Source organism: Verrucosispora sp. WMMD573, assembly GCF_027497175.1.
Lineage (GTDB): Bacteria > Actinomycetota > Actinomycetes > Mycobacteriales > Micromonosporaceae > Micromonospora.
The window spans coordinates 2674354-2696512 of sequence record NZ_CP114901.1; the positions used below are offsets into that span (position 1 = coordinate 2674354).

22 protein-coding genes and 1 tRNA gene are annotated in these 22159 nt (G+C 70.9%); 8 read left to right on the forward strand and 15 right to left on the reverse strand.

Annotated elements, in window-relative coordinates:
• Nucleotides 1-3 precede the first annotated feature (3 nt).
• Nucleotides 4-834 carry a MurR/RpiR family transcriptional regulator gene (locus O7601_RS12265; RefSeq protein ID WP_281566290.1) on the reverse strand — a complete coding sequence of 277 codons (831 nt, stop codon included), beginning with the start codon at nucleotides 832-834 and terminating at the stop codon, nucleotides 4-6.
• A 191-nt stretch (nucleotides 835-1025) separates the two neighbouring features.
• Between O7601_RS12265 and O7601_RS12270 the strand changes: the two genes are divergently transcribed.
• The gene (locus O7601_RS12270; RefSeq protein WP_281566291.1) at nucleotides 1026-2849 is read left to right on the forward strand and encodes a trypsin-like peptidase domain-containing protein; all 1824 of its coding nucleotides are present in this window, start codon (nucleotides 1026-1028) and stop codon (nucleotides 2847-2849) included.
• Nucleotides 2850-2869: 20 nt separating this feature from the next.
• On the opposite strand, the gene O7601_RS12275 is transcribed toward O7601_RS12270, so the two are convergent.
• The 7 genes from O7601_RS12275 to O7601_RS12305 form a co-directional block, all read right to left on the reverse strand.
• The gene (locus tag O7601_RS12275; RefSeq protein ID WP_281566292.1) at nucleotides 2870-4981 is read right to left on the reverse strand and encodes an acyltransferase family protein; all 2112 of its coding nucleotides are present in this window, start codon (nucleotides 4979-4981) and stop codon (nucleotides 2870-2872) included.
• A gap of 70 nt (nucleotides 4982-5051) precedes the next feature.
• Entirely contained in the window at nucleotides 5052-6395 is a 1344-nt protein-coding gene (locus tag O7601_RS12280; RefSeq protein ID WP_281566293.1) for an O-antigen ligase family protein, read from the reverse strand.
• 1 nt (nucleotide 6396) lies between these two features.
• Nucleotides 6397-7746, reverse strand: coding sequence for an oligosaccharide flippase family protein (locus tag O7601_RS12285; protein ID WP_281566294.1), 1350 nt, complete (start codon nucleotides 7744-7746; stop codon nucleotides 6397-6399).
• Nucleotides 7743-8807 (reverse strand): glycosyltransferase, encoded by a 1065-nt coding sequence (locus O7601_RS12290; RefSeq protein WP_281566295.1) that lies wholly within the window; start codon nucleotides 8805-8807, stop codon nucleotides 7743-7745. The genes O7601_RS12285 and O7601_RS12290 overlap by 4 nt, the downstream gene beginning before the upstream one ends.
• On the reverse strand, nucleotides 8807-9769 hold the full coding sequence (locus O7601_RS12295) for a glycosyltransferase family 2 protein (protein ID WP_281566296.1): 963 nt from the start codon (nucleotides 9767-9769) through the stop codon (nucleotides 8807-8809). Before O7601_RS12295 ends, O7601_RS12290 begins: the two co-directional genes overlap by 1 nt.
• A 140-nt stretch (nucleotides 9770-9909) precedes the next feature.
• A complete protein-coding gene (locus O7601_RS12300; protein ID WP_281566887.1) occupies nucleotides 9910-11205 on the reverse strand; it encodes a sugar transferase in 1296 nt (431 codons plus the stop codon).
• Nucleotides 11206-11564: 359 nt separating this feature from the next.
• Nucleotides 11565-12638 carry an LCP family protein gene (locus O7601_RS12305; RefSeq protein WP_281566297.1) on the reverse strand — a complete coding sequence of 358 codons (1074 nt, stop codon included), beginning with the start codon at nucleotides 12636-12638 and terminating at the stop codon, nucleotides 11565-11567.
• A 96-nt stretch (nucleotides 12639-12734) separates the two neighbouring features.
• Between O7601_RS12305 and O7601_RS12310 the strand changes: the two genes are divergently transcribed.
• From O7601_RS12310 to O7601_RS12320, 3 genes are all read left to right on the forward strand, one after another.
• Nucleotides 12735-13553, forward strand: a complete 819-nt coding sequence (locus O7601_RS12310) for an MOSC N-terminal beta barrel domain-containing protein (protein ID WP_281566298.1) — start codon at nucleotides 12735-12737, stop codon at nucleotides 13551-13553.
• A 101-nt stretch (nucleotides 13554-13654) separates the two neighbouring features.
• Nucleotides 13655-13960 (forward strand): hypothetical protein, encoded by a 306-nt coding sequence (locus O7601_RS12315; protein WP_281566299.1) that lies wholly within the window; start codon nucleotides 13655-13657, stop codon nucleotides 13958-13960.
• Between the two features lie 54 nt (nucleotides 13961-14014).
• Nucleotides 14015-15028, forward strand: a complete 1014-nt coding sequence (locus O7601_RS12320; protein ID WP_281566300.1) for an expansin EXLX1 family cellulose-binding protein — start codon at nucleotides 14015-14017, stop codon at nucleotides 15026-15028.
• Nucleotides 15029-15155: 127 nt separating this feature from the next.
• Here O7601_RS12320 and O7601_RS12325 read toward each other — a convergent pair whose 3' ends face one another.
• The 3 genes from O7601_RS12325 to bcp all read right to left on the reverse strand — a co-directional run bounded on the left by O7601_RS12325 (nucleotide 15156) and on the right by bcp (nucleotide 16414).
• Nucleotides 15156-15704, reverse strand: coding sequence for a GNAT family N-acetyltransferase (locus O7601_RS12325; RefSeq protein ID WP_281566301.1), 549 nt, complete (start codon nucleotides 15702-15704; stop codon nucleotides 15156-15158).
• A 90-nt stretch (nucleotides 15705-15794) separates the two neighbouring features.
• A tRNA-Leu gene (locus O7601_RS12330) sits at nucleotides 15795-15881 on the reverse strand.
• Between the two features lie 56 nt (nucleotides 15882-15937).
• Nucleotides 15938-16414: a thioredoxin-dependent thiol peroxidase gene (bcp, locus tag O7601_RS12335; protein ID WP_281566302.1), complete on the reverse strand. Its 477-nt coding sequence runs from the start codon at nucleotides 16412-16414 to the stop codon at nucleotides 15938-15940.
• Nucleotides 16415-16567: 153 nt separating this feature from the next.
• Between bcp and O7601_RS12340 the strand changes: the two genes are divergently transcribed.
• From O7601_RS12340 to O7601_RS12355, 4 genes are read left to right on the forward strand one after another with little or no spacing between them, the layout of a single operon-like run.
• Nucleotides 16568-17284, forward strand: a complete 717-nt coding sequence (locus O7601_RS12340; RefSeq protein ID WP_281566303.1) for an energy-coupling factor ABC transporter permease — start codon at nucleotides 16568-16570, stop codon at nucleotides 17282-17284.
• Nucleotides 17281-17667, forward strand: a complete 387-nt coding sequence (locus O7601_RS12345; RefSeq protein ID WP_281566304.1) for a PDGLE domain-containing protein — start codon at nucleotides 17281-17283, stop codon at nucleotides 17665-17667. The genes O7601_RS12340 and O7601_RS12345 overlap by 4 nt, the downstream gene beginning before the upstream one ends.
• Before the next feature lie 5 nt (nucleotides 17668-17672).
• Nucleotides 17673-18443, forward strand: coding sequence for a cobalt ECF transporter T component CbiQ (gene cbiQ / locus O7601_RS12350; RefSeq protein WP_281566305.1), 771 nt, complete (start codon nucleotides 17673-17675; stop codon nucleotides 18441-18443).
• 7 nt (nucleotides 18444-18450) lie between these two features.
• Nucleotides 18451-19221 carry an ABC transporter ATP-binding protein gene (locus tag O7601_RS12355; RefSeq protein WP_281566306.1) on the forward strand — a complete coding sequence of 257 codons (771 nt, stop codon included), beginning with the start codon at nucleotides 18451-18453 and terminating at the stop codon, nucleotides 19219-19221.
• On the opposite strand, the gene O7601_RS12360 is transcribed toward O7601_RS12355, so the two are convergent.
• The 4 genes from O7601_RS12360 to O7601_RS12375 are packed head-to-tail and all read right to left on the reverse strand — an operon-like array spanning nucleotide 19211 to nucleotide 22065.
• Entirely contained in the window at nucleotides 19211-20308 is a 1098-nt protein-coding gene (locus O7601_RS12360; protein WP_281566307.1) for a hypothetical protein, read from the reverse strand. The genes O7601_RS12355 and O7601_RS12360 overlap by 11 nt on opposite strands.
• A complete protein-coding gene (locus O7601_RS12365; RefSeq protein WP_281566308.1) occupies nucleotides 20305-21021 on the reverse strand; it encodes a thioredoxin domain-containing protein in 717 nt (238 codons plus the stop codon). Before O7601_RS12365 ends, O7601_RS12360 begins: the two co-directional genes overlap by 4 nt.
• Nucleotides 21014-21511: a MauE/DoxX family redox-associated membrane protein gene (locus tag O7601_RS12370; protein ID WP_281566309.1), complete on the reverse strand. Its 498-nt coding sequence runs from the start codon at nucleotides 21509-21511 to the stop codon at nucleotides 21014-21016. Before O7601_RS12370 ends, O7601_RS12365 begins: the two co-directional genes overlap by 8 nt.
• The gene (locus O7601_RS12375; RefSeq protein ID WP_281566888.1) at nucleotides 21508-22065 is read right to left on the reverse strand and encodes a sigma-70 family RNA polymerase sigma factor; all 558 of its coding nucleotides are present in this window, start codon (nucleotides 22063-22065) and stop codon (nucleotides 21508-21510) included. The genes O7601_RS12370 and O7601_RS12375 overlap by 4 nt, the downstream gene beginning before the upstream one ends.
• Between the last annotated feature and the right edge of the window lie 94 nt (nucleotides 22066-22159).

The following is a 22159-nucleotide window of genomic DNA, read 5'->3' on the forward strand; positions in this document are numbered from 1 at the left end:
CTCCTAACCGAGGAACAACTGTCGACGGGCCGCCGAGGCTTCGAACGCCTCCAGCCGCCGCTGGGTCTCGGCCGGGGCGGCGTCGCAGATCGCCTGGAGCAGCACCATGGCCAGGGTCATCGGAGCGGTGTGCAGGTCGAACACGAGCTGCGCGCCGACCGCGGCGGGCAGCACCACGTCGGCGTACTCGGTCGCCGGGCTCACCGGTGAGTCGGTGATCGCGACGACCGTCAACCGCGCCGCGCGGGCCTCGCGCAGCGCGTCCAGGGTCTCCCGGGGGTAGCGCGGCAGCACGAACGCCAGCAGCGCCCGCGCACCCGCCTCGGCGGCCTGTTCGAGGCGGTCGGTGAGCAGGCTGCCGCCGTCGTCGAGCACCCGCACGTCGGGATGCACCTTGGCGGCGAAGTACGCGAAGTACGCGGCCAACGGCGCGGCGGAGCGCAGGCCGAGCACCGGCAGCGGCCGGCTCGTCGCCAGCAGGCGTCCGGTCTCGGCGATCCGCTCCCGGTCGGCCAACTGGCCGGCCAGCCGGTCCAGGTTGCCGATCTCGGCGCGTACCGCCTGCTGAAGTTCGTTGCCGGCGGGGGCCGGGCCGGGCGCGGCGGCGGTCAGCTCGCGCAGCCGGCGACGCAGCGCCGGGTAGCCGTCGTGGCCCAGCGCCACCGCGAACCGGGTGACCGAGGGCTGGCTGACTCCGGCCAGCTCGGCGACCTCGGCGGCGGAGAGGTAACCGACGGCGGGGGCGTGTTGCACCAGACAGTGCGCGATGCGCCGCTGCGTCGGGGTGAGCCGGACCCCGTCGAACAGGCCGACGACCCGTTCCGTCGACGCCATGGCAACTCCCTCATTCACCCCGCGACTCTATGCATGAAAACTTTCATTCGGCAAGCCGATCGCTCGTTTCTACTGTGGACGGGTGCTGGTCTGCGGTTTCGGGCCGGTCCCCGGAGGTGGGGTGACCGGCGGGCAGATAAGGGTGCGGCAGGTGGATAGGATCCGCACCGCGGTCGAGTAGAGGAGTTGCCATGCAGCCGGACGGCCCCTACCGGTACACCCACCTGCTGGGCGGGTCACCGGTCGGTAAAGCGTGGGCGGCCGTGGACGGGCAGGGTCGTTTCGTCACGGTGGCCGTGCTGGATGCCACCGTGGCCGCCACGTCGGGCTGGCGTGAGGCGTTCGCAGCGATCACGAACAATCTCGCCCAGACCGGCGGCATGCCCTTCGTCTACGCGGACTTCTCCGCCGCCGCACCCTGGGTGGCCTACCCGGCCGAGGCCGGACCGGGCGCGGAGCGTCTCTTCCGCGCCCTCGGCGTGGACTACCAGCCCGTGCCGGCCACCCCACCGACGCTCTCCGGCCTGCCGCAGCCGGTATCCGGGGCGCCCCAACCGGTCTCCTCTCCACCCGAGCCGGTGTCGGGTGGGCCGCAGCCCACCTCCGGCCCACCACAGCCCGTCTCCGGCCCGTCACAGCCGATCTCGGGTACCCCGGCGTCGCCCGGCTCTGGAACACCCTTCGACGACGCGCCGCAGCACGACCCGTTCACCGCTCCGGTACGCCGGATTCAACCCTCCGCCCCACCCAAGCGTCAGACCGGCCTCTGGGTCGCGATCTCCGCGCTGCTTCTGGTGGCCGCTGTCGGAGGGGGAGCCGGCGTCTGGGCCATCTCGGCAAGCGGACCCGGAACCGTGCCGCCCGCCCCGGCGCCGTCCGCCTCCCCGCTCGCCCCTGGTCTGAAGCCGTGGGCGGCCGCTTCGCCCCGCAGCGACGAGGAGCGGGCGCTCGCCACCGCCGCGCCGTCGATGGTGTTCCTGGAGGCCATCGTCACCGGCTACGTGCGCGGTAAGCAGGGAAACGACCTGCTGCATCCTGACCCGTTCACGTTCAGCCGCCGCTGCACCGGGGTCGTGGTCAATCACGACGGGCACGTCGTCACCAACGCCCAGTGCGTCCAGCCGACCCCGGACATCCTGCTCGAACACGCACTCGGTGAGCTGGCCAAGGCTCAGGTCGCCGACGGCGACCTCAAGACCGGGGACGTCGACAGCTACGTCCGCACCCGGATGGCGACCGCCGTCTTCACCGGCTCCGAGCCTGGTACCCAACCGGAGGCCAGTCTGTACGGGCAGCTGAACGTGGCCACGGGCGACCTGAACAGCAGCCCCGCGATTACCGGCAGCGTCGTGCGGGCGCTCACCCTCGAAGAGGGCAACCTGGCGCTGGTCAAGCTCGACCAGGAAAACCTACCCGCGGCCGAGGTGAATGCCTCGGCGACGATCGCCGCAGGGACGCAGTTACACGCCCTCGGGTACGCCACCGCCGACACCGACTACAAGTCCGCCACCTACAGCGTCGAGTCCAAGCAGGTGCAGGTGACCGAAGTGGACCTGGAGTCCTCCACCTACCGCATCAGTGACGACATCGGGGTCTCCTCCCGGGGCGGGATAGTCGTCGACCCACAGGGGCGGGTGGTTGGCATCCTCGACAACGACGTGCTCCAGCCTGACCGACCGAACCGCCTGGTGGTGCCGGTGTCGCGGGTGAACGGAGTACTCGACGCCGCCGGTGTGGCGAATGCCCTCGGTGGGCCGGACCAGCTCTACCGGGAAGCGCTGGACGCCTACTTCGGCGGTGACGATTCGAAAGCCGCCGCGCAATTCGCCGAGGTCGCCACCGAGTTACCCGCGAACGCGCTGGCAGAGGCATACCGGGAAGCCGCCGTCGCTGCGGGCGGCGACGAGCCGTCCCGTCCTGGCTGGGCGGTGCCGCTGCTCATCGCCGCAGGCGTCGCGCTGATCGGCGGCATCGCGGCATTGGTCTGGCTGCGGCTGCGTCGAAACCCCCGGTAAGTTCCCGAGGTTCCTGGGCCCTAGTCCGTCGCTCCGTTGAGCACCGGTGCCAGGGCCTCGCCGAGCAGCGGGGTGAGCTTGCGGGCGTATTCGGCGGTGATGTGGTTGCCGTCGCGCCGGACGATGATTCCGCCTACGAAGATCGGACACCGCCCGGCGGCGCAAAACCAGTCGACCGTCGGAATGTGCCATGAGTTGCCGCCGCCCCACGCCCTCCGATCGACCTCGGCGTATTCGTGGTGCTCCGCGGCCAGCGTCGAGACACAGTCGCGTGGGGTGGAGAGCCGAGTGATGCAGGTCTTGGGATCCGGGCCGAGGGGTGGCGGTTGCAGGGCCACGACCTTTCCGGCGGCCGCGAGCCACTGCTGCCTGGCCGTACGGGCGGCCCGCTCCCATTCGGCCTGCGACGGGCTGCCGCCGGTCCTGATGAACCGCTGCCGGTAGGCGTTACCCACGATCACCAGATCGGGTCTCCGGTTGTCGATGAGGGTGCGCACCGTCCGTCGGTGACCGGGGCACGATCGGGTGATGCTGTCGATCGGGGAGACGGTGTCCGAGGCGAGAAACGGGCATCCGGCGTAGGTCAGGTCCTGCACCACCCAGCCGGCCGGTTCAAGAGCGGAACGCACCAGCGGTAGCCAGGCGGCGCCGATCGAATCTCCGACGACGACAGCCAGTCGCCGAGGACGTGGAGCCGTCACGGCGCAGTCGTTGCCGTCCGGGACCGCCGGTCGGCAACCCCGCCCGTCCCCCGAGGCGAAGCTTGCCGCGCCCAGCTCGCCCAGGGGAGGCGTCAGCACCGGCCAGTCGCGTGCGTCAAGCGCCACACGGACCTGTGCTGCCAGTTCGGACCGGGAGGTGACCACCCACGAGTCGGCCGGTGCCTGGGAGGATGGCGTACGCACGGTGACCGTGGTGACCACGGCGACCGTGACGGCCAGGGCCACCAGCCCGGCACCCCGTAGGGCCAGCGCGCTGCGGCTCCGATGACGGGTGCCGGCGGTCCGCTGCCGCTCCAACCACGACGACCGGCGGATCGGATCCTCGACCAGGTGATAGGAAAGTACCGACAGCAGTGCGGTACCGCCCAGCGTAAGCACCACCGTGGCGGTCGCGGCGCCGGGCAGTGCCGCGCCGATCAGGATCAGTAGCGGAAAGTGCCACAGGTAGAGGGAGTAGGAGATGTCCCCGACGTAGCGCACGGCGCGATTCGTCAGCGGGGCCATCAGGCGTTGTCCACCTACGCCACCGGCGATCACCAGGGCTGTCGAGATCACCGCGAGGAACGCGCCCGGTACCGGAAACGGGGTCTGCGCGGTGATTGCGAAGACCGACACCATCAAACCGACCAGCCCCGACCATTGGTACGCGGGACGAACCGTTGCCGGTATGCGGGCCAGCAGCGGTGTGGTCACCGCCAGTAGCGCGCCGATCCCCAGCTCCCAGGCACGGGAGAGGGTCGAGAAGTAGGCGACCGTCGGCCGGTGCTCGACCTCCCAGAGCGCAAACCCGATCGAGCCGAGAACGATCACGATCAGGGCTACGCCCACCGCCCACCGGGCGGCGACCCGGTACCGGCCGCGTCGAGCGGCATAACCCAGGATCAACACGAGCAGGACCGGCCATACCAGGTAGAACTGCTCCTCCACGGCCAACGACCAGTAGTGCCGAAGTGGCGAGACCGGTCCATCGGTTTCCCAGTAGTCGGTGCCGACGGACGCGAACCGCCAGTTGGCCGCGAAGAGCGCCGCGCACAGGGCATCCCAGGCAGTCGAGCGGACCCGCTCACCGAGGAACAGCAACGATGACGCGAGGTACGTGGTCACCAACACCAGAACCGCAAGGGGCAGGATTCGCCGGAGGCGTCGGCGGTAGAAGTTCGCGAAGGAGATGCTCCCCGTCCGGTCGTGTTCGTTCATCAGCAGACCGGTGATCAGGAAGCCGGAGATGACGAAGAAGACGTCGACGCCGACGAACCCGCCGGCAGGCCAGTGCAGAATGTGTTCGAGGATCACCACCACGACCGCGAAGGCGCGCAGTCCCTGAATGTCCGGGCGGAAACCCGAGCGGTCGCCTCCCGCCGCCCCGGGGGCGGCATCATGAACCGGCGTCGCAAGGGGGCCTGACGACATCGGGTCCTTCCTCATGCCAGCGGATCCGCGTCCGTGCGGACCGCGCTCGGTGTTCTCGGCGGTCCTTGGTTCAGTCTGGCGTTTCCACGGCGTCCCGGCGCGTGCCCTGTCCGATCAGCCGACGCAGCCCAGCCAGCGCGTCCGGTTGGTCGGTGCCCTCCGCTGACCCGCCGGACGCGTCGGCGGGAGACAGCGCCGACGTGGTCAGCACCATCAGGGCGAAGATCCAGGTGAGTCCGTCGACGGAGAGCGGATTCCAGACGACCTCGGTGAAGGAGTAGATCACGAAGAGCGCCACCGGTGCCTTGGCGGAGAGGACCCGGCCGTCGACGACGGGGGCCCGCAGCAGGGTGACGAGGACGAGTCCCCACAGTGCCAACGCCACGAAGCCACCGGAGAAGATGGCCAGGACGTAGCCCGAGTGGAAGAAGTGGTGCGGAGCCTCACCGAGGTCGCGCAGCTGGTACCACTTCGAGACACCGACGCCAGTGATCTCCGCCCCGGCGATGTGCTCCCGGGCGTGGATCCAGATGTTGCCACGATTGCTCAGCGTCGTCCGGGATGCGCTCCAGGTCAGGTAGGCGGCCGTGGCCGTGGCCGCGGCGACGAGTCCCGCGCAGAGCGCTACGTGGATCCGCGAGTACTGCCGCCGCCGTTCGATCAGCAGGGCCCCGGCCACCCATATGCCCACCGCGGCGAGGGCCAGGTAGCTGGTCCGGGAGCCGGTGGCGACGATCACCAGCAAGCAGAACGCGGCGGTGGCCAGCCGCTCCATGCCCCGCAGCGCGCAGACGATGGCGACAAGCGTGAAAGAGGTGATCAGCGCAATGTAGTTCTCGGACTCGTAGAAGCTCTTGAACAGCCCCCCTGCGAGCGAGCACTTCTCCAACTGTCCGGAGGTGCAGGGCCGCCACGCCTGTCCGTACAGGATGGTGGGAATCGTCAGCAACGACAGCACGGCCAGCCCGGTGTACGCCATGGCCCCGAGCCTCACCGTGGCGCCACCCGCGGCCAGCCACGCCGCGAGCAGCAGCAGCGCCGCGGCGGCGTACGCCGGCAGCCGCGACCCGTACACACCGTCGCCGGTGAACACGTCGACGCCGACGCACCAGACGAGTACCACGGCGGCCAGCGCGAGGCAGGCTCGGCGCCAGATCCCCGGCGGGCCCGTGAAGCGGGACCGACCTACGACGAGCAGCCAGCCGACCAGGGCGAGGACCAGCACACCGATGAGGGCGGACGAACGGTCGCCTGCGATGACGGGCGCTGCGTTCGTTAGTACCGCGAATCCGATCAGCGCGACGGCGTGCCCACCACTGCCGAAGGAGGCCGCGACGGTTCGCCGGGCGCGGAACAGCCATCCGGCCACCGCGAGGCCGCCCAGGCTCAGCAGGACACCGAAGAATGTGGTCACCTCAGACCCTTTCCATGGGACGTGCCGAAGCGGATGTGCCGGCCGGGTCGCGGCGGACTGAGACGGCGAGGCATCCCCAGAGCAGTATGGCGAGCAGCGCGTCGCACACCAGGCTTGAGACGATAGCGCCCTGCCATCCGTAGGCCGGGATGAGCCAGAGATTCAGCAGGGCGTTGGCCACGCCGATGCCGATCTGGCAGACGGTCCGCCGGCCCTGCATCCGGGCACCCGACAGTGCGTCGGCGGCCAGATAGTGCAGTGACTTCAGCACGAGCAGCACACTGAGCCACTGCAACGCCGGTATGGCTGCCGCGAATTCGGTGCCGAACACCAGCGGCATCAGCCAGGCGAAGGCGATCAGCAGCAGGCTCATCGGCACGCTGAAGACCAGGAAGCGCGGCAGCAGTCGGCGGGCCAGCCGTAGGGTTTCCCGCGGGCCGCTCCGCCCGGCCTGGAAAAACCGGGGGTAGGCGATGGCACTCATGGACCGGGCCGGTGTGTACGCGAGGTCGACCACCCGATAGGCCGCGGCGTAGATGGCGGCGTTCTCCGGGGTGCTCAGGCGGGACAGCATGACCTTGTCACTGTCGTTGTAGACGGACTGAGCCGACAGACCGACGGCGAACAGCATTCCGGTCCGGGCCTGCGCGAGCGATCCCGCGAACCTCATCGCCGCTGGTCGGGCACCTCGCAGCCCACCCAGCAGAACGGGTACGCACACGACGGTGGAGGTCACCGCCGAAGCCACCGCCCAGTCGTGCAGCGCGATCGCCCCCGGCGACACGGCCAGCACCACCGCAGCGGCCAGCCGACAGAGGTGCAGCAGGGCGGGAACCAGCGCGGCGAGCAGAATTCGGCCACGGACCTGGATCGAGGCGGCCACGGCCTCGATGAGACGCCAGGCGACCAGATCGGCGAAGGCGAGACAGAGCAGATCGACAAGACCGACGTCGGCGCCCCAGATGGCGAGACCGGCGGCGGTCACCAGCACGGTGGCGCCGCAGCCGAACACCGTGGACACGAACAGGCCACGGACAAGGTGCCGGTCCCATTCGGCCGGCGAATCCGCATGGTTCTGCATGATGAGGCTGGGCGCGCCGGCCGAGGCGAACGGGGACACCACCGCGATGAGTGCCGTGACGCCGACGAACAACCCGTAGGTGTCAAGTGCCATCTCCCGCGCCAGCAGCACGAAGAGAGCGCCCTGGGCAAGGGTACGCAGCAACGTCCCGGCGAAGAATGTGCCGGACTTGCGCAGGAATCCATCGCCTCGCCGGGCATCGGTTCGGCGTGGTTGCGGATCGGGGTGGCCGGGGATGGGCCGGTCCGCTCCACCGGGAACGGGCGTCACGACAACGCCACCACCCACCGCCTGCTCACCTCGGCCGGGTCCAGGTTTGCGCTCCGTGCGCGCCAGGCCCTTTCAAAGTCCGCGACGGTGGGACGTTCGTCCCCGGTCAGGCGCACGATCGCGGCGGCGAGGGCCGGTGGGGTGGTGTCCGTGGCCAGAGTGCCCGGCACGAATGTAGGGATCATCTCGTCCAGCGCCGGCACCGGCAGGGCGGCGACGGGCAGCCCGGCCTCGGCGGCCTCCACCAGGCTGAATCCGAACGTCTCGGCGCGGGACGGATGTACCAGCACGTCAGCTTCGTTGAGGAGCCCCGCCACCCCGGGCACCCGGCCGAGGAACGTCACCCGGTCCGACAGCCCCAGGTCGCGCGCCTTGTCATGAAGGAGTTGACGTTCCTCGCCGTCACCGGCGAGCGTCAGGTGGTACGTCGCGGGTAGCAGCGCCAACGCTTCGAGCGCGCAGGAATGGTTCTTGTACGGACGGAACGCGGCCGTGGTGAGCAGTCTCATCCGGTCCCGGTTCACGACGGCGCGGGGAGCGACGAACGGCCGATTCGGTACCGGGTTGGCGATCGTCGTCACCGGTTGACCGGGGGCGAGTTGCCGGACGCTCCGTGCCACGCCCTCGGAAACGGCGACGACGAGTCGGGGTCGAAGACCCCGAGTCCGGACCAGGCGAGCCAGGGTGCGGACGCGGCCGTCGATGCGCAGCCGTTCCGGGAGTATCGAGTGCTCCCAGGCGACGTAGGTGCGAGCCGAGCCGGCCAGAGCCGCACCGACCGGCACGCTGCCCCACAGCCCGCTCGCCACGATCTGCACGTCCGATGGAAGGTCCCTCAGCCGGCGCCGTAACGGCGGAACCGCTTCCATCAGACGGGTGATCCGGGTGCCCAGGCCGAGTGTGTCGACCGTGAGATCCTGCATCGCCGGGGGCACCGACCCGGACACGACCGTCGCCGAGACCTCGACGCCCTGGGCAACCAGGTCACGCATCAGCAGCGCGGCGGCGAGTTCCATGCCGTACAGCGGTTCCACCTGAGGAAGCACGAAGTGCAGACGCATCAGTGGGACCCGCCCGTCGAAGCAGCTGTGGCCTGGTCGGCGGACTGCGATCGGCGCATCGCCACCCGTTCGAGGGCGGCACGCGGCACGAGCCCGAGAGCCGCGATCAGCGCGTTGCGCGCAGACGGCGTCGCGTTGCGGCGGATGGCGGCGACCATCTCCCGTACTCCGGCCAGATCCCGGGCCTGTAGCGCGTACCGCAGCGTCTGGGCGGCGATGAAGTCGGAGAAGGTCTCAGGTGCCCACACCCCCTCCCAGCGGCGCGCCCACGACCAGGAGGTCCGCCAGTCAGCACCGGCTGAGACCGACCCGGGGCTGCCCACGGTGTAGATGGCGGTCGCCTCCTCGACCTGCACGATCCTCACCCCGGGGATCCGGGCCGCCCGGATCAGCCAGTCCCAGTCCTGGTGCCGGGGCAGCGACTCGTCCCATGGGCACCGCCGAGCGAGGTCCATGGTGGTAAGCAGCGTCGACGTGGGTAGCGATTGACGCCCGACGCCCAGCTGCCGTCGGCGGAAGAGGTAATCCTCAGGACGTTGGCCGTCGTCGATCAGCGTGGCCGGCACGGCAGTGGGCAACGGAGCGCCGCCCGCCCTGCGTTGCAACGTCCGCGATGACACCACGGGCAGCCAGTTCTCTGCCGCCAGCCGCTCCAGGACCGGCAACTGAGCGGCCAACTTGCCCGGGAGCCAGGCGTCATCATCGTCAAGAAAGGCCACGTGGCTGTCGGGGGCGGCATGCCTGACACCGAGGTTGCGGGCATGGGAACCGCGTCGCCCACCGCCGGTGCAAACGATCTCGTCGATCTGGCCACGCATCGCCGCGACACCGTCCGGCACGCGGGCGAGATCACACACGACCACCACCTGCACGGAGACGCCGACCTGGGCGCGGGCTGACGCGACCGCCTCGGCGAGGCTGGGCCTGCCCGTCGTCGGGATGACTACCGAAACGTCCGGCATCGGGATACTCCAAGCAGTTCGGCTGAACCCCGGCCGCTGACCTCTGCTGCGTCCGAGTTCGGACGCCGGGATGCGTCAAGGGCCGGGATGGACACGCCGCCCGGTCGGCCGGGGCGGCGGCCGGGTGGCTGACAGGTCGCTCAGCGACCACCGCCGCGGAACACCTCGGCCACGGTTCGCAGCAGCACCTTGGCGTCCAACCAGAGCGACCAGTTCTCGATGTAATAGTTGTCGAACCGGGCACGGTCGGAGATCGGGGTGTCTCCGCGCAGGCCACTGACCTGCGCGAGACCGGTCAGGCCAACCGGAACCCGGTGACGCATCGCATAGCTCGGGTACTCCGCGGAGAACTTCTGGACAAAGTACGGACGTTCCGGTCGTGGTCCGACGACACTCATGTCGCCCTTGAGGATGTTCCACAGTTGAGGCAGCTCATCGAGGGAGGTGCGGCGCAGAAGGCGCCCGATGGGGGACACCCGCCGGTCGTGCGCGATCGACCAGTTGGTCTGGGACTCGTGCTCATCGAGCGGTCGCATGGTGCGGAACTTGATGATATTGAACGGCCGCCCGTGCCGGCCGATCCGTTCCTGGTAGAAGAAGACGCCGCGACCGCCGTCCATGAGTACGAGCGCTGCGCAGAGCAGCAGGATCGGGCTCAGCAGAAGTAGAGCCACGGCGGCGAACGTCACATCCGAGCTGCGCTTCAGCGCCCAGCGTGGCCCGGACAGCGTGGTGTCACCGACCCGCACGATGGGAATGGCTCCGATGTGGTCGCCATGGGAGCGTGAGCCCCAGAGCCGGGGGACTGCCCACAGATCGCATCCGGCCACCACCGGGTGACGCAGGACCTCCATCAGCGCGGGTTCCGGGCACTGTGGATCGGCGATGACCAAGACATCGCACTCGGCCAGCCGTACGAGCTGGGGTAGCTGGTCGAGGGTGCCGATGGTCGGAGCGGGTTGCGTGTCCGACGGAGGGGAACTGTCGACATGCCCGACGAACCGCAGCCCGTAGCGGGGATACCGGCGTAGCAGCCGAGCGACCTCCACGGCGGTCGCACCGGCGCCAATGACGATCGCGTTGTGCTCCACCCAGCGGCGCCGGCGGGCGAGGGTGGCCGCCTCCCGCGTCACGAGTCGCCCGACGATCACCAGGACGGCGGCCATGGCCACACCGCGGATGAAGCCGACCAGATATGCCGGTGAATCATGTCGCAGCGCGGCGATGATGGCCACCACGGCCGCGGTGGCCAGCAGCCGACCGCAGAGGCTGGGCAACTCGTCGAGGATGCTGACGTGACGACGGGCCCGATAGAGCCCTCCGGTGGCGAAAGCCCCCACGGTCAGCACGGTCATGGCGAGAGTGCCGCGCCAATGCTGCTGGGTGACGGCAAGCGGGGACAGCAACGCGACGACGTCGACCGGTGCCGTCAACATCCAGGCTCGGAGGGCCCGCGTCCGGGTCGAGGCGCGCGAGCCGGCGTACGGCAGCACCGTGGTCACGTCGAGACCCGGACGTTCGTCGCCGGCGCCGGGGCCGATCTCCGTCACGCCGTCCGCACCGAGACCGCTGGTCGGAGTGTTCACGCCGGACTCGACCCTGCGGCTTCGGCCCGCCGGAGGTGTTGTCCCGAGACTGCCATGTTCGCTCGTAGCCGGGTAACCCGCGACAGGTTGCCTCGACATCTACAGTTCCTCCCCCGTGATGCGGCACCACTGACACCTGAGAAAGGGCCACCGGAGCGATCGAAGGATACGACCGCGCCGGTGACGGCCGCCAGAGCCGCTAGGGCAAATCAGCCCGACTTTCCGCTTTGGAGGATGTCCTCGACTGAGTCACGCCGCACAGCTTCGTAGAACTGCCTCGCCCTTTCCGGATCGGCGAGGACCACGCTCTCGTTGCCGACCCGGCCCGTTCCCCTGGTCGGATTGGTCATGAAGGTCAGATCGTTTCCCCGCAGGCTCCGCAACTCCATCGCCATGTCCACAAGCGACATGTCCCGATCAACAGAGACTGAGCTCGACGTGGCGCGTACGAAAGAATTGAGCCGGGCGGGGTTTGTCAGGATGCCGCCGGAGGCGGCCTCGTCGAGGATCGCCTTGATTACCTGCTGCTGATGCTTGATCCGGGTGAAGTCGCCGTCGGCGAACTGCTTGCGCTGGCGGGAGAAGTCGAGGGCGGCCGCACCGTCGAGCCGCTGCCTGCCCTGCTCAAAGGTGCGGAACGGAGGATGGATCGAGGTGAAACGCTTTTCCGAGGTGACGTCGATGCCGCCGAGAGCGTCGATGATCTCCTTGAATCCGGCGAAGTCCACCAACATGACGTGATCGATCCGGACCTTGGTGTACTGCTCCACGGTCTGCACCATCAGCGGCAGTCCACCCCAGGCGTACGCGGCGTTGATCTTCGCATCGCGCCCTCCCCGGCCCTCCTTCGAGCGGGGCACGGCGACCCAGGTGTCGCGGGGGATCGAGATCAGCTGCGAGGTGGACCGGTCCTTCGGCACGTGCGCCAGAATGATGGTGTCCGCTCGGGAGCCACCGGTGCTCTCTGGGTCGCGGGAGTCGCTGCCCAGGATGAGGATGTTCAAGGCACCCTTGACGACCACCTCGGGTCGGGTCTCCTCGGGTACGTTGTCGAACGCGTCGACCCGCTCGATGTCCGACTCGACGGACTTGAGATAGAAGCCGCTCGCCACCACGGCACCCACGCCGAGCAGCGACAGCACCAGCAGCACGATCAGCGTGATCCGCAGCCACCGGCGGCGCGGCTTTCCTGCCGGCCCGCCGATCTTCTCCGAACCGTCGTTGTCCCCCGTCGGCAGGGTCTGCTCCGGGGAGGTGGTCCCCGCCTGCTCTCCACTCGACATGGCGGAGATGCTACTGACTTCATGTTCCGGCCGTGGGCCCCTGTCCCCGGCCCCACTGGTACCCGGGCGACGGCATCGGCGTGGCATGGTAACCAGGTGCGGCTGAGCGGCATCACCACCTATCCGGTCAAGGGCTGCCGTGGCCTCGTCCACGACGCGGCCGTCGTACAGCCGTGGGGGCTTAAGGACGACCGACGCTGGATGCTTGTCGACGCCGCCGGGGTCGGCGTCACCCAGCGTGAGGTCACGGCACTGGCCCGGGTGGACGCCCGCCCCGGCCCCGACGGGCTGCTGCTGCGCGCCGACGGCCAGCCCGAGCTGGTGGTGCCGGTACCGACCGACGTCCCGCCGGTTGCGGTGCGGACCTTCCGCAGGCGGGTGCTGACTGTCGACGCGCTGCCCGCCGGCCCGGCCGCCGACGCCTGGTTCGGCGCGGTGCTCGACCGGCCGGTCCGGCTGGTCCGGCTGGCTCGCCCGGCCCGGCACGTCCCGCGCGGCGACCGGAAGTACGACCCCGGTGACCAGGTCAGCTTCGCCGACGCGTACCCGGTGCTGCTGACCAGCACGGCGTCGCTGGCCGTGCTCGGCGACTGGCTCGTCGCGGATGGTGCGCAACCGGTGCCGATGACCCGCTTCCGGCCGAACCTCGTGGTCGACGGCGCTCCTGCCTGGGCGGAGGACGAGTGGGTCGGGCGCGGGCTGCGGATCGGGTCCGTCCGCTTCCGCGCCGCCGACCTATCGGCCCGCTGTCTGGTCATCAGCATCGACCAGGAGACTGGGGTACGCGGCCGGGAGCCGCTGCGTACCCTGGCCCGGCACCGGAACATCGATCGCAAGCTCCTGTTCGGACTCAACCTGGTGCCGCTGGAGGCGGGTGAGGTGAAGCTCGGCGACCCGGTGGAACTGTGCGACTGACCAGGTGGACACGGCTCGGCGACGAGCGGTGGACAGCCCTTGCCGCTGGGCCGCTAGCGGATCGATGATGGCCGAAGGGGACCTCGACCAAGGAGTCTGAGATGTCGGTGATCCATCATCCCCGGGTGGCGTGGGACGCGGCCCGGACGCTGGTCGGGGCGGTACCCGACGACGAGCGCTTCCGCAGCATCGCCGGTGAGTTGGAACGACTGCTGGGCGAGGGGATGGCGCAGGCGCTGCGGGAGACGCGGGACCGGCTGCGTTCGGCTCCGCACGACGGCCGGGACCTCGTGGAGGCCGGCGTGTGGCGGGTCCGGATCGAGGATGCGTTGCGCAGCCAGCCGGACGCCGTGGAACCGCTGCGCCGACTGGTCGCCACCGCCCAGCCGAGATGGATCTCGTCTTAGCTTTCGCTTAGCTCGCTTGTCCGGGCGGTCGAGTCTCCGGCAGCATGTCTGCACGTGACCGACGGAATCGACGGCCCCGCCGACCAGGCAACGACTCAGCGTTCCGCGCTGCGTCGTTGGCTGGCCGGCGGGGCGGTGGCAACTCTCGCCACGGTCGTCGGGCTCAGCCTCGCCCTCCGTTCCGGTGCCGCGCCGGCCTGCGCCGCACCGGCCCGTCCGGTTGCCGCGCTCCCGGCTGTCGGCGCGCTGCTCGCCCCGCCCGCCGCCGGCACCCTCCACAAGGGAAAGGCCACCTTCTACGACTCGAAGGGCGCGGGCGGGAACTGCTCCTACCCCGCCGCGCCGGCCGACCGACGCTACGTCGCGCTCGGCCCGTCCGAGTACGCCGACGGTGCCGCCTGCGGCGGGTACCTGGAGGTGACCGGCCCGAAGGGCACCGTACGGGTCATGGTGATGGACCAGTGCCCCGAGTGCGCTCCCGGCCATCTCGACCTGTCCCGGGAGGCCTTCGCCCGCATCGCCGACCCGGTGCGCGGCATCGTCGACGTCAGCTACCGGCTGGTCATCGACCCGACGCTGTCCGGCCCGCTCACCTTCCGGATCAAGGAGGGCGCGTCGCAGTGGTGGTTCGCCGTGCTGGTTGCCGGCCACGGCAATCCGCTGCGTTCGGTCGAGGTGCGTCAGGGCGGTTCGGGGCCGTGGCGGGCGGCCGCGCGGGAGAGCTACAACTACTGGCTGATCGACTCTGGTGCCGGGCCCGGGCCGTACCAGCTCCGGGTCACCGACACCAGGGGGCACCGGGTCACCGCTGCGGGCATCCGGATGGCGCCGGGGAAGGTGCAGCGCAGCTCCGTCCGGATGTACGGAGGCAGCTCACTCGGGTCGGTCGCGGCCACCGCGACGCCGTCGAAGCGGCCGAAACCGTCCGCCAGCGCGTCGACGCGTGCCTCGGCCCGGCCGACGCCGTCGGTCGCGGTGCCGATCGACGCGACCGCGTCGGTCGAGTCGACCGGGGTTGACGCGTTCGCTGCCGCGCCGCCCGCCGCGCCCTCGCCCGCCTGCGGCTGACGCTGCGATCGGCGGGCTCGCACCGGCTGTCGGAGCTTCGACCGGCCGGCCCGCCGGAGTCGCGGGCGGCGAGTGGGTCGGCGACAACGACGCTTCGCAGCCCGCCCCCGGCCCCGCCGGAAGCCGGTCAGGCGCTGGTGTGTTGATCCTGTCGGTCGGCCGTCAGGCCGAGCCACATCAGGATCTCGTCGCGGTCATCGCCGGGGGCGACCCGGATCGCCGCGGGCCAACGACCCACCACCCGGTACCCGAGCCGTTGGTAGAACCGGTCGAGCCCGAGCCCGTCGCGCACTGTGACGTGCAGCGCGGCCAGCCCGAGGCGGCGGGCCACCCGTTCGGCCTCGCGCATCAGCGCCTCGCCGAAACCACGCCCCTGCGTGTCCGGATGCACCATCACCCGGGTGAGTACCCGCAGGTGCGGCTTCAGGTGGAATCGGGGATCGGTGAGGATCGCCATGGCGACCAGCCGGTGGCCGTCGTAGCCCAGCAGCAACCGGTCCGGCCCGTCCGCGATGCCCATCAGCGTCGGGTCGGCGATGGTGCGGACCTCGTCGGCGGTGACCGGTGCCACGAAGCCGACCGCGCCGCCGGCATTCGTCACGTCGACCCAGAGCGCGACGATCTGTTCGCGCAGCTCAGTGGTCAGTTCGGGGTTGAGGACGAAGCGTAGGCTCACGCCGCTCATCCTGACCCGCCGGTAGTCTTCGCCGCGCGCGATGGTGACGAGCCAGACAGCGCTTCGATTCCTGATGTGGGGAGCGTCCAGTGGTGCGGGAGGGGGGACTTGAACCCCCACATCCTTTCGGACAATAGGACCTAAACCTATCGCGTCTGCCGATTCCGCCACTCCCGCCGGCAGAGTGATTCTAGAGCGACACCTGGCCGTGTCGAGCCCGGCCCTCCCTCGATTCAGTCCAGGCCGAGGTCGCGGCGCAGCTTGGCGACGTGGCCGGTGGCCTTGACGTTGTAGAGCGCCCGTTCGATCCGGCCCTCCTCGTCGACGACGAAGGTGGAGCGGATCACGCCGGTGACGGTGCGGCCGTACATCTGCTTCTCGCCGTACGCGCCGTAGGCGGTCAGCACCGTCTTGTCGGTGTCCGCGACCAGCGGAAAGGTGATCGCGTCGCGGTCGCGGAACTTCGCCAGCTTCTCCGGCTTGTCCGGTGAGATGCCCACCACCTCGTATCCGGCGGCCTGCAACGAGGCCAACGAGTCGCGGAAGTCGCAGGCCTGCTTGGTGCAGCCGGGCGTCATCGCGGCGGGGTAGGCGTACAGGATGACCTTGCGACCGCGCAGGTCGGCCAGGGCGAGCTGCCCGCCGGTGTCGGTGGGCAGGCTGAACCCGGGCGCGGGGTCGCCGGGGGAGAGGCGGGTGGGTGCGGTCATGGCACGACCCTACCGTCGGGCGCCGTCGGCCCGGCCGGCGCCGCACGGGAGCGAGGCGTACGGCACTGTTGCCAGCTGTTGGCAACAGTGCCGTACGGGAAATACGCTCACCTCGGCCGGTGGACAGGGGTCTGCCGGCACGTGGGAGGTCACGTGGAAACCCTGGCGATGCACATCTCCAACGGCATCATCAACGGTCCGGTCGCCGCGGTCTTCGCGGTGATCGCGTTGGCGGCGATGGCGTACTGCGTCATGCGTGGCCGGCAGGACCTGGACGACCGGCTGGCGCCGATGGCCGGCCTGGTCGCCGCGTTCATCTTCGCCGTGCAGATGCTCAACTTTCCGATCTTCACCGCCGGGGTCAGTGGCCACTTGCTCGGCGGTGCGCTCGCCGCCATGCTGGTCGGGCCCTGGGTCGGCGCGCTCTGCGTGGCGGTGGTGCTGGTGGTGCAGGCTCTCGTCTTCGGTGACGGCGGCGTGGCCATGCTCGGGCTCAACATCACCAACATGGCCGTCATCGGCATCGCCGTGGCATACCTGCTCGTCGCGCTGCTGCTCCGGGTGCTGCCACGCACCCCGGCCGGGTTGGCGGTCACCGCCTTCGTCTCCGCGCTGGTAAGCGTGGTCGTCGCGGCGCTGGGCTTCGTCTTGCAGTACCAGCTCGGCGGCACCACCGACCTCGGCGGCAACCTGGCCGGCCTGGCCGGCACCATGGCCGTGTCCCACCTGTTCATCGGCATCGGCGAGGGGCTGATCACGGCCACCACCGTGGTCACCGTGGCGAAGGTCCGCCCCGACCTGGTGTACGCGCTACGCGCCCTGAAGCCGGCCGCGCCGGCGGCCGTCCCGACCGTCGGAGGTGTCCGGTGAAGAAGTGGGGTTTCCTCGTGGGCGGGCTCCTCGTCGCCCTGCTGCTGGCCGGAGTGGTCAGCAACTTCGCTTCGTCGCATCCGGACGGGCTGGACTCGTCGCTGCGGGAGGGCTGCACCTTCGACGCCGACGACGAGATCACCGGCGGCAGTTGCCCGGCGCAGCAGGAGCGGGAGCACGAGATCGGTGGACCGCTTGCCGACTACGGCATCACGGGCATCGACCACGAATTCCTCTCCACCGGGCTCGCCGGCGTGCTGGGCGTACTGCTCACCTTCGCGGTGGCCGGCGGCGGCTTCTGGCTGGTCCGCCGCCGGGAGCCGGCGGCGCAGGACGCGACCGGGGCGGAGCGCACCGACCCGGCCACCACGAGCGGCGGGTAGCCGAGGTGGGGGCCGGGCACGCCGACGTGCTGTACCGGGCGTCCGAATCGTCGGTGCACCGGCTACCACCGGAGGTCAAGATCGCGGCGATGGTGGCGTTCACCATCGCCGTGGTCGCCACCCCCCGCGAGGCGCTCTGGGCCTTCGGCGCGTACGCCCTGCTGATCGCGGCCGTCGCGGCGCTGGCCCGGGTGAACGCCCGCTGGCTGCTGCTCCGATCGACCATCGAGCTGCCGTTCGTGCTCTTCGCCTTCGCCCTGCCGTTCCTCGGCGCGGGCGAGCGGGTGGACGTGGCCGGGCTGCACCTGTCGGTCGACGGTCTCTACGGCGCGTGGAACATCATCGCCAAGGGCACCCTCGGGGTGTGGGCGTCGCTGCTGCTGGCGGCGACCACCAGCACCCGTGACCTGATCGTGGGGCTGGACCGGCTGCGCTGCCCGCAGATCCTCACCCAGATCGCCACCTTCATGCTGCGCTACCTCGACGTGCTGGTCGGCGAGGCACGGCGGATGCGGGTCGCCCGGATCTCCCGGGGCGACGACCCGCGCTTCGTGTGGCAGCTGCGCGGCTTCGCCGCCGGCATCGGGGCGTTGTTCCTGCGCGCCTTCGAGCGCGGCGAACGGGTCTACCTGGCGATGCTGTCGCGCGGCTACACCGGTCGCCTGCCGACGGTGTGGCAGGCGACCTCGGTGGCGACGACCGGGCAGTGGCTGATGGCGGCCACCGTGCCGGTCCTGGCGGGCACCGTCGCCGCCACGGCCGCCGTCCTGACATGATCGAAGCGTGCAGCCCACCCCGCCCAGCCTGGACGTCCGCGGCGTCCGGTACGCCTACCCCGACGGCCATCTGGCGCTGGACGGCGTCGACCTGACGGTGGGGCGTGGCGAGCGGGTCGCGCTGCTCGGCCCCAACGGTGCCGGCAAGACCACGCTGGTGCTGCACCTCAACGGCATCCTGACGCCCACCGAGGGGCAGATCGTGGTCGGCGGGCTGACCGTCGGCCCGGACCGGGCGACGCTTGCGGAGATCCGCCGCCGGGTGGGTATCGTCTTCCAGGATCCGGACGACCAGCTCTTTCTGCCCACCGTCGGCGAGGACGTGGCGTTCGGGCCGGCCAACCTCGGGCTGCGCGGGCCGGAGCTGGCCGCCCGGGTGGAGGAGGCGCTGGCCGCGGTGGGCATGTCCGAGCACCGCGACCGCACCCCGCACCATCTCTCCTTCGGGCAACGTCGCCGGGTGGCGGTGGCCACCGTGCTGGCGATGCGGCCGGAGATCCTGGTGCTCGACGAGCCGTCGTCCAACCTCGACCCGGCGGCGCGGCGGGAGCTGGCCAACATCCTGCGCACCCTGCCGGTGACCCTGCTGATGGTCACCCACGACCTGCCGTACGCGTACGAACTCTGCGACCGCTCGGTCATCCTCGACGGCGGGCGGATCGTGGCCGACGGGCCCACCCCCGTCCTGCTGGACGACGAGGATCTGCTCGCCCGGCACCGGCTCGAACTGCCCTACCCGTTCCGTCCCGCCCCGGGGCGCACGCCGATCAGCGAGTAGCGGCCGTCGCGTGGCGGCCGGCGGCGTGCAGGCGCAGCAACGCGGCGGCCAACGCGCCGGCACCCCCGGCCAGCACGAGGACGACAAGCACCCGGGCGATCGTGGGCGGCCACGGCACCGGCAGCACCGCGCGGGCGAACCCGGCGATATTCGTCACCCCGGCGAACAACGCCAGGCACGCCCCGGTGAGCGCGATCAGGAAATCGACGTGGGAGTGCGGTGCCGGTGCACCGGCCGACGCGTGGCCGCCGCCGGTCATCGCCCGCGCCCCGGCGGCGATCGCCGCCAGGCCGGTCAGCAGGGTCCACACCGGACCGGTCAGCAGGCCGGCCAGCACGCCACCCAGCCCCTGCGCCCCGGCGTCCAGCGCCCGTCCGAGGGCGAGCGCGACCGCCGCGGCCCCGCCGACGATCAGCAGCCCGCCGAGCGCGACCAGCGCCCGCCGGCCGGGGTGGGAGGCCGCCGGCAGCACCCCGAGCGCGCCGACCGCCAGCGCACCGACGATCGCCACCACCCACCAGGTGTACGCGTCCGGCGGTGGTACCCAGTCCAGGGTGCCGCGGATCTCCAGTGGCCCGTCCGCGTCGCGCAGCGGTACCACCCAGTCGCGTACCCGGTGCTCGCGGTCGGACGCGGCGCGGACCTGGGCGGGCGGTGACGGCTCGCGCCACAGGGCCCGCTGGTCGTGCCATCGGGCCGTGGTCCCGCCGTCGACGCGACGCCAGCGCGGCTCGGCGGCCGGGTCGGCCTCGGCCGGCAGGGCGGTGTCACCGACGATGGTGCGGTTGAGGTACGTCGCGGGCGAGCGGGAGTTCTCGTAGACCCCGTCCGGACCGACCCGCAGGTACGGCTCACCCGAGTAGCCGATCACCTCGACCGGGGTGTCGCCGGTGTTGGTCAGTTCCAGCCGGGCACCCGCCTCGATGACCCGTACCCGCAGGTCCGGGCGGCCGGCGTCGGTGACGGTCACCCGGTAGTCCGTCCCATTCGGCGCGTCCGCCCCGTGCGCCAGGGCGGGGGCGGCGGTCGCGAGGAGCGCGGTGACCGTGGCGGCGAGCAGCAGCCCGGCCCGGGTGAGCGGGGTCACCGGCCGGCCGCCTCCACCGCTGCGGTGATGTTCTCCGGCGTCCACTCCCGCACCGGCTCCCCGTCGACCAGGATGGTCGGCGTGCCGGAGACGTCGGCCCGGCTGGCCTCGGCAGTGACGTGCGCCGTCCACGGCTGGTACTTGCCGTCCCGGACGCAGCTGCCGAATGCGTCGCGGTCCAGTCCCACCTCGACCCCGATGTCGATCAACTCGTCGTTGCTGAGGCCGGCGCCGCCCTCCGGCGGCTGCCGCTCGAACAGCGCCTTGCTGAACTCGGTGAACCTGCCGCCCTCGGCCGCGCAGCCGGACGCGGCCGAGGACCGGGTCGAGTAGTCGGTGCTGGAGTAACGGTTGAGGTAGGCCACCGGGTGGTACACCACCCGCACCTTGCCGTCGGCGATCAACTGCTCGATGGTGGCGCCGCTGGTCTCCTCGAACTGCTTACAGGCGGGGCAGAGGTAGTCCTCGTAGATGTCGACGGTCACCGGCCCGGATCCGACCACGACGCCGGTGCCGGCCTCGTTGGCGCCCGGCGGCGCGGTGAACTCGTCGGACTCCTGACTGGACCAGACGCTCCAGCCGATCAGGCCGGCGATGACCAGCACCAGCACCGCGCTCAGGGAGATCCATAGGGTGCGCTTGCGGCGTCGCTCCTGGGCCATCTGCTCCCGGACCACCCGGGCCGCGTCCTTGCGTCCCTTGCGACTACTCATTGTCGTCCTCCACCGGTTCGCCCGTCAGCGCGCCGTCAGCGGAGACGGCGGTACGGGGCCAGATCAGCAGGAACCCGGCCAATGCCAGGAAGCCGATGTCCCGGAGGATCTCCGGGAGATAGCTGGGGCTCTCCCCGGCCGGCAGTTCGCCGCCCACCCCGAAACAGCCACAGTCGATGGCCAGCCCCCGCGACCAGGCCGAGGCGATGCCCGCGATGAAGACCAGCAGCAGGGCCGCGGAGACTCCGGCGGTCAGCCGGGTGGCCAGCCCGATCAGCAGCAGCAGGGCCAAGGCCAGCTCGACGAAGGGCAGTGCCGCGCCAACCACCATCGCCACGTCGTACGGCAGCACCTGGTAGGCGTTCACCGCGCGACCGGATGCGGCCAGGTCGCCGACCTTCGACCAGCCTGCCCACAGCCACACGATGGCCAGGCCGAGCCGGACGGCGAGACCGAGCCAGGGACGCCAGGTGCGCAGGCTGCTGTTCATCCGGCCAGCGCCTCGCCGACCGCGTCGACCAACTCGGCCCGGGCCCGCGCCACCCGGGAGCGGATGGTGCCGACCGGCACCCCCTCCACCGCGGCGGCCTCGGCGTACGACAGGCCGAGCAACTGGGTGAGCACGAATGCCCCGCGCCGTTCGGGGGCCAACCGGCGGACCAGGTCGCTCGCGCCGAGTTGACCGGCCGGGTCGGGGTGCGGCACGTCGGTCTGCGCCTGCGCGGTGAGGCGTTGATCGAGTCGCCGCCGCCGTACCACGGTGCGCAGGTGGTCGGCGCAGGTCCGACGGGCGATGCCGAGCAGCCAGGTGCGCGCGCTGGACCGGCCGGCGAAGGCGGGCAGCGCGCGGAACGCCCGCAGGTACGTCTCCTGGGTGAGATCGTCGGCGCTGTCCGGATCGATCAACGCTGCGGCGAAGCGCCACACCTCGGCCTGGGTGGCGCGCACGAAGGCGGCCTGGGCCACCGGGTCGCCGCTCCGGGCGGCCAGCGCCCACCGGGTGGCCGGGTCGTCGGTCGGGTCCGGCTCCCCGTGCTGCGACATTGGGGCAGTTCGCCGGGGTCGGCCGTCGGCGCGGTCCGGGCCGACGATGCCGGTGTCGGCGGCGGCGGGGGTGTCGCGCGGGGCGGGGATCACG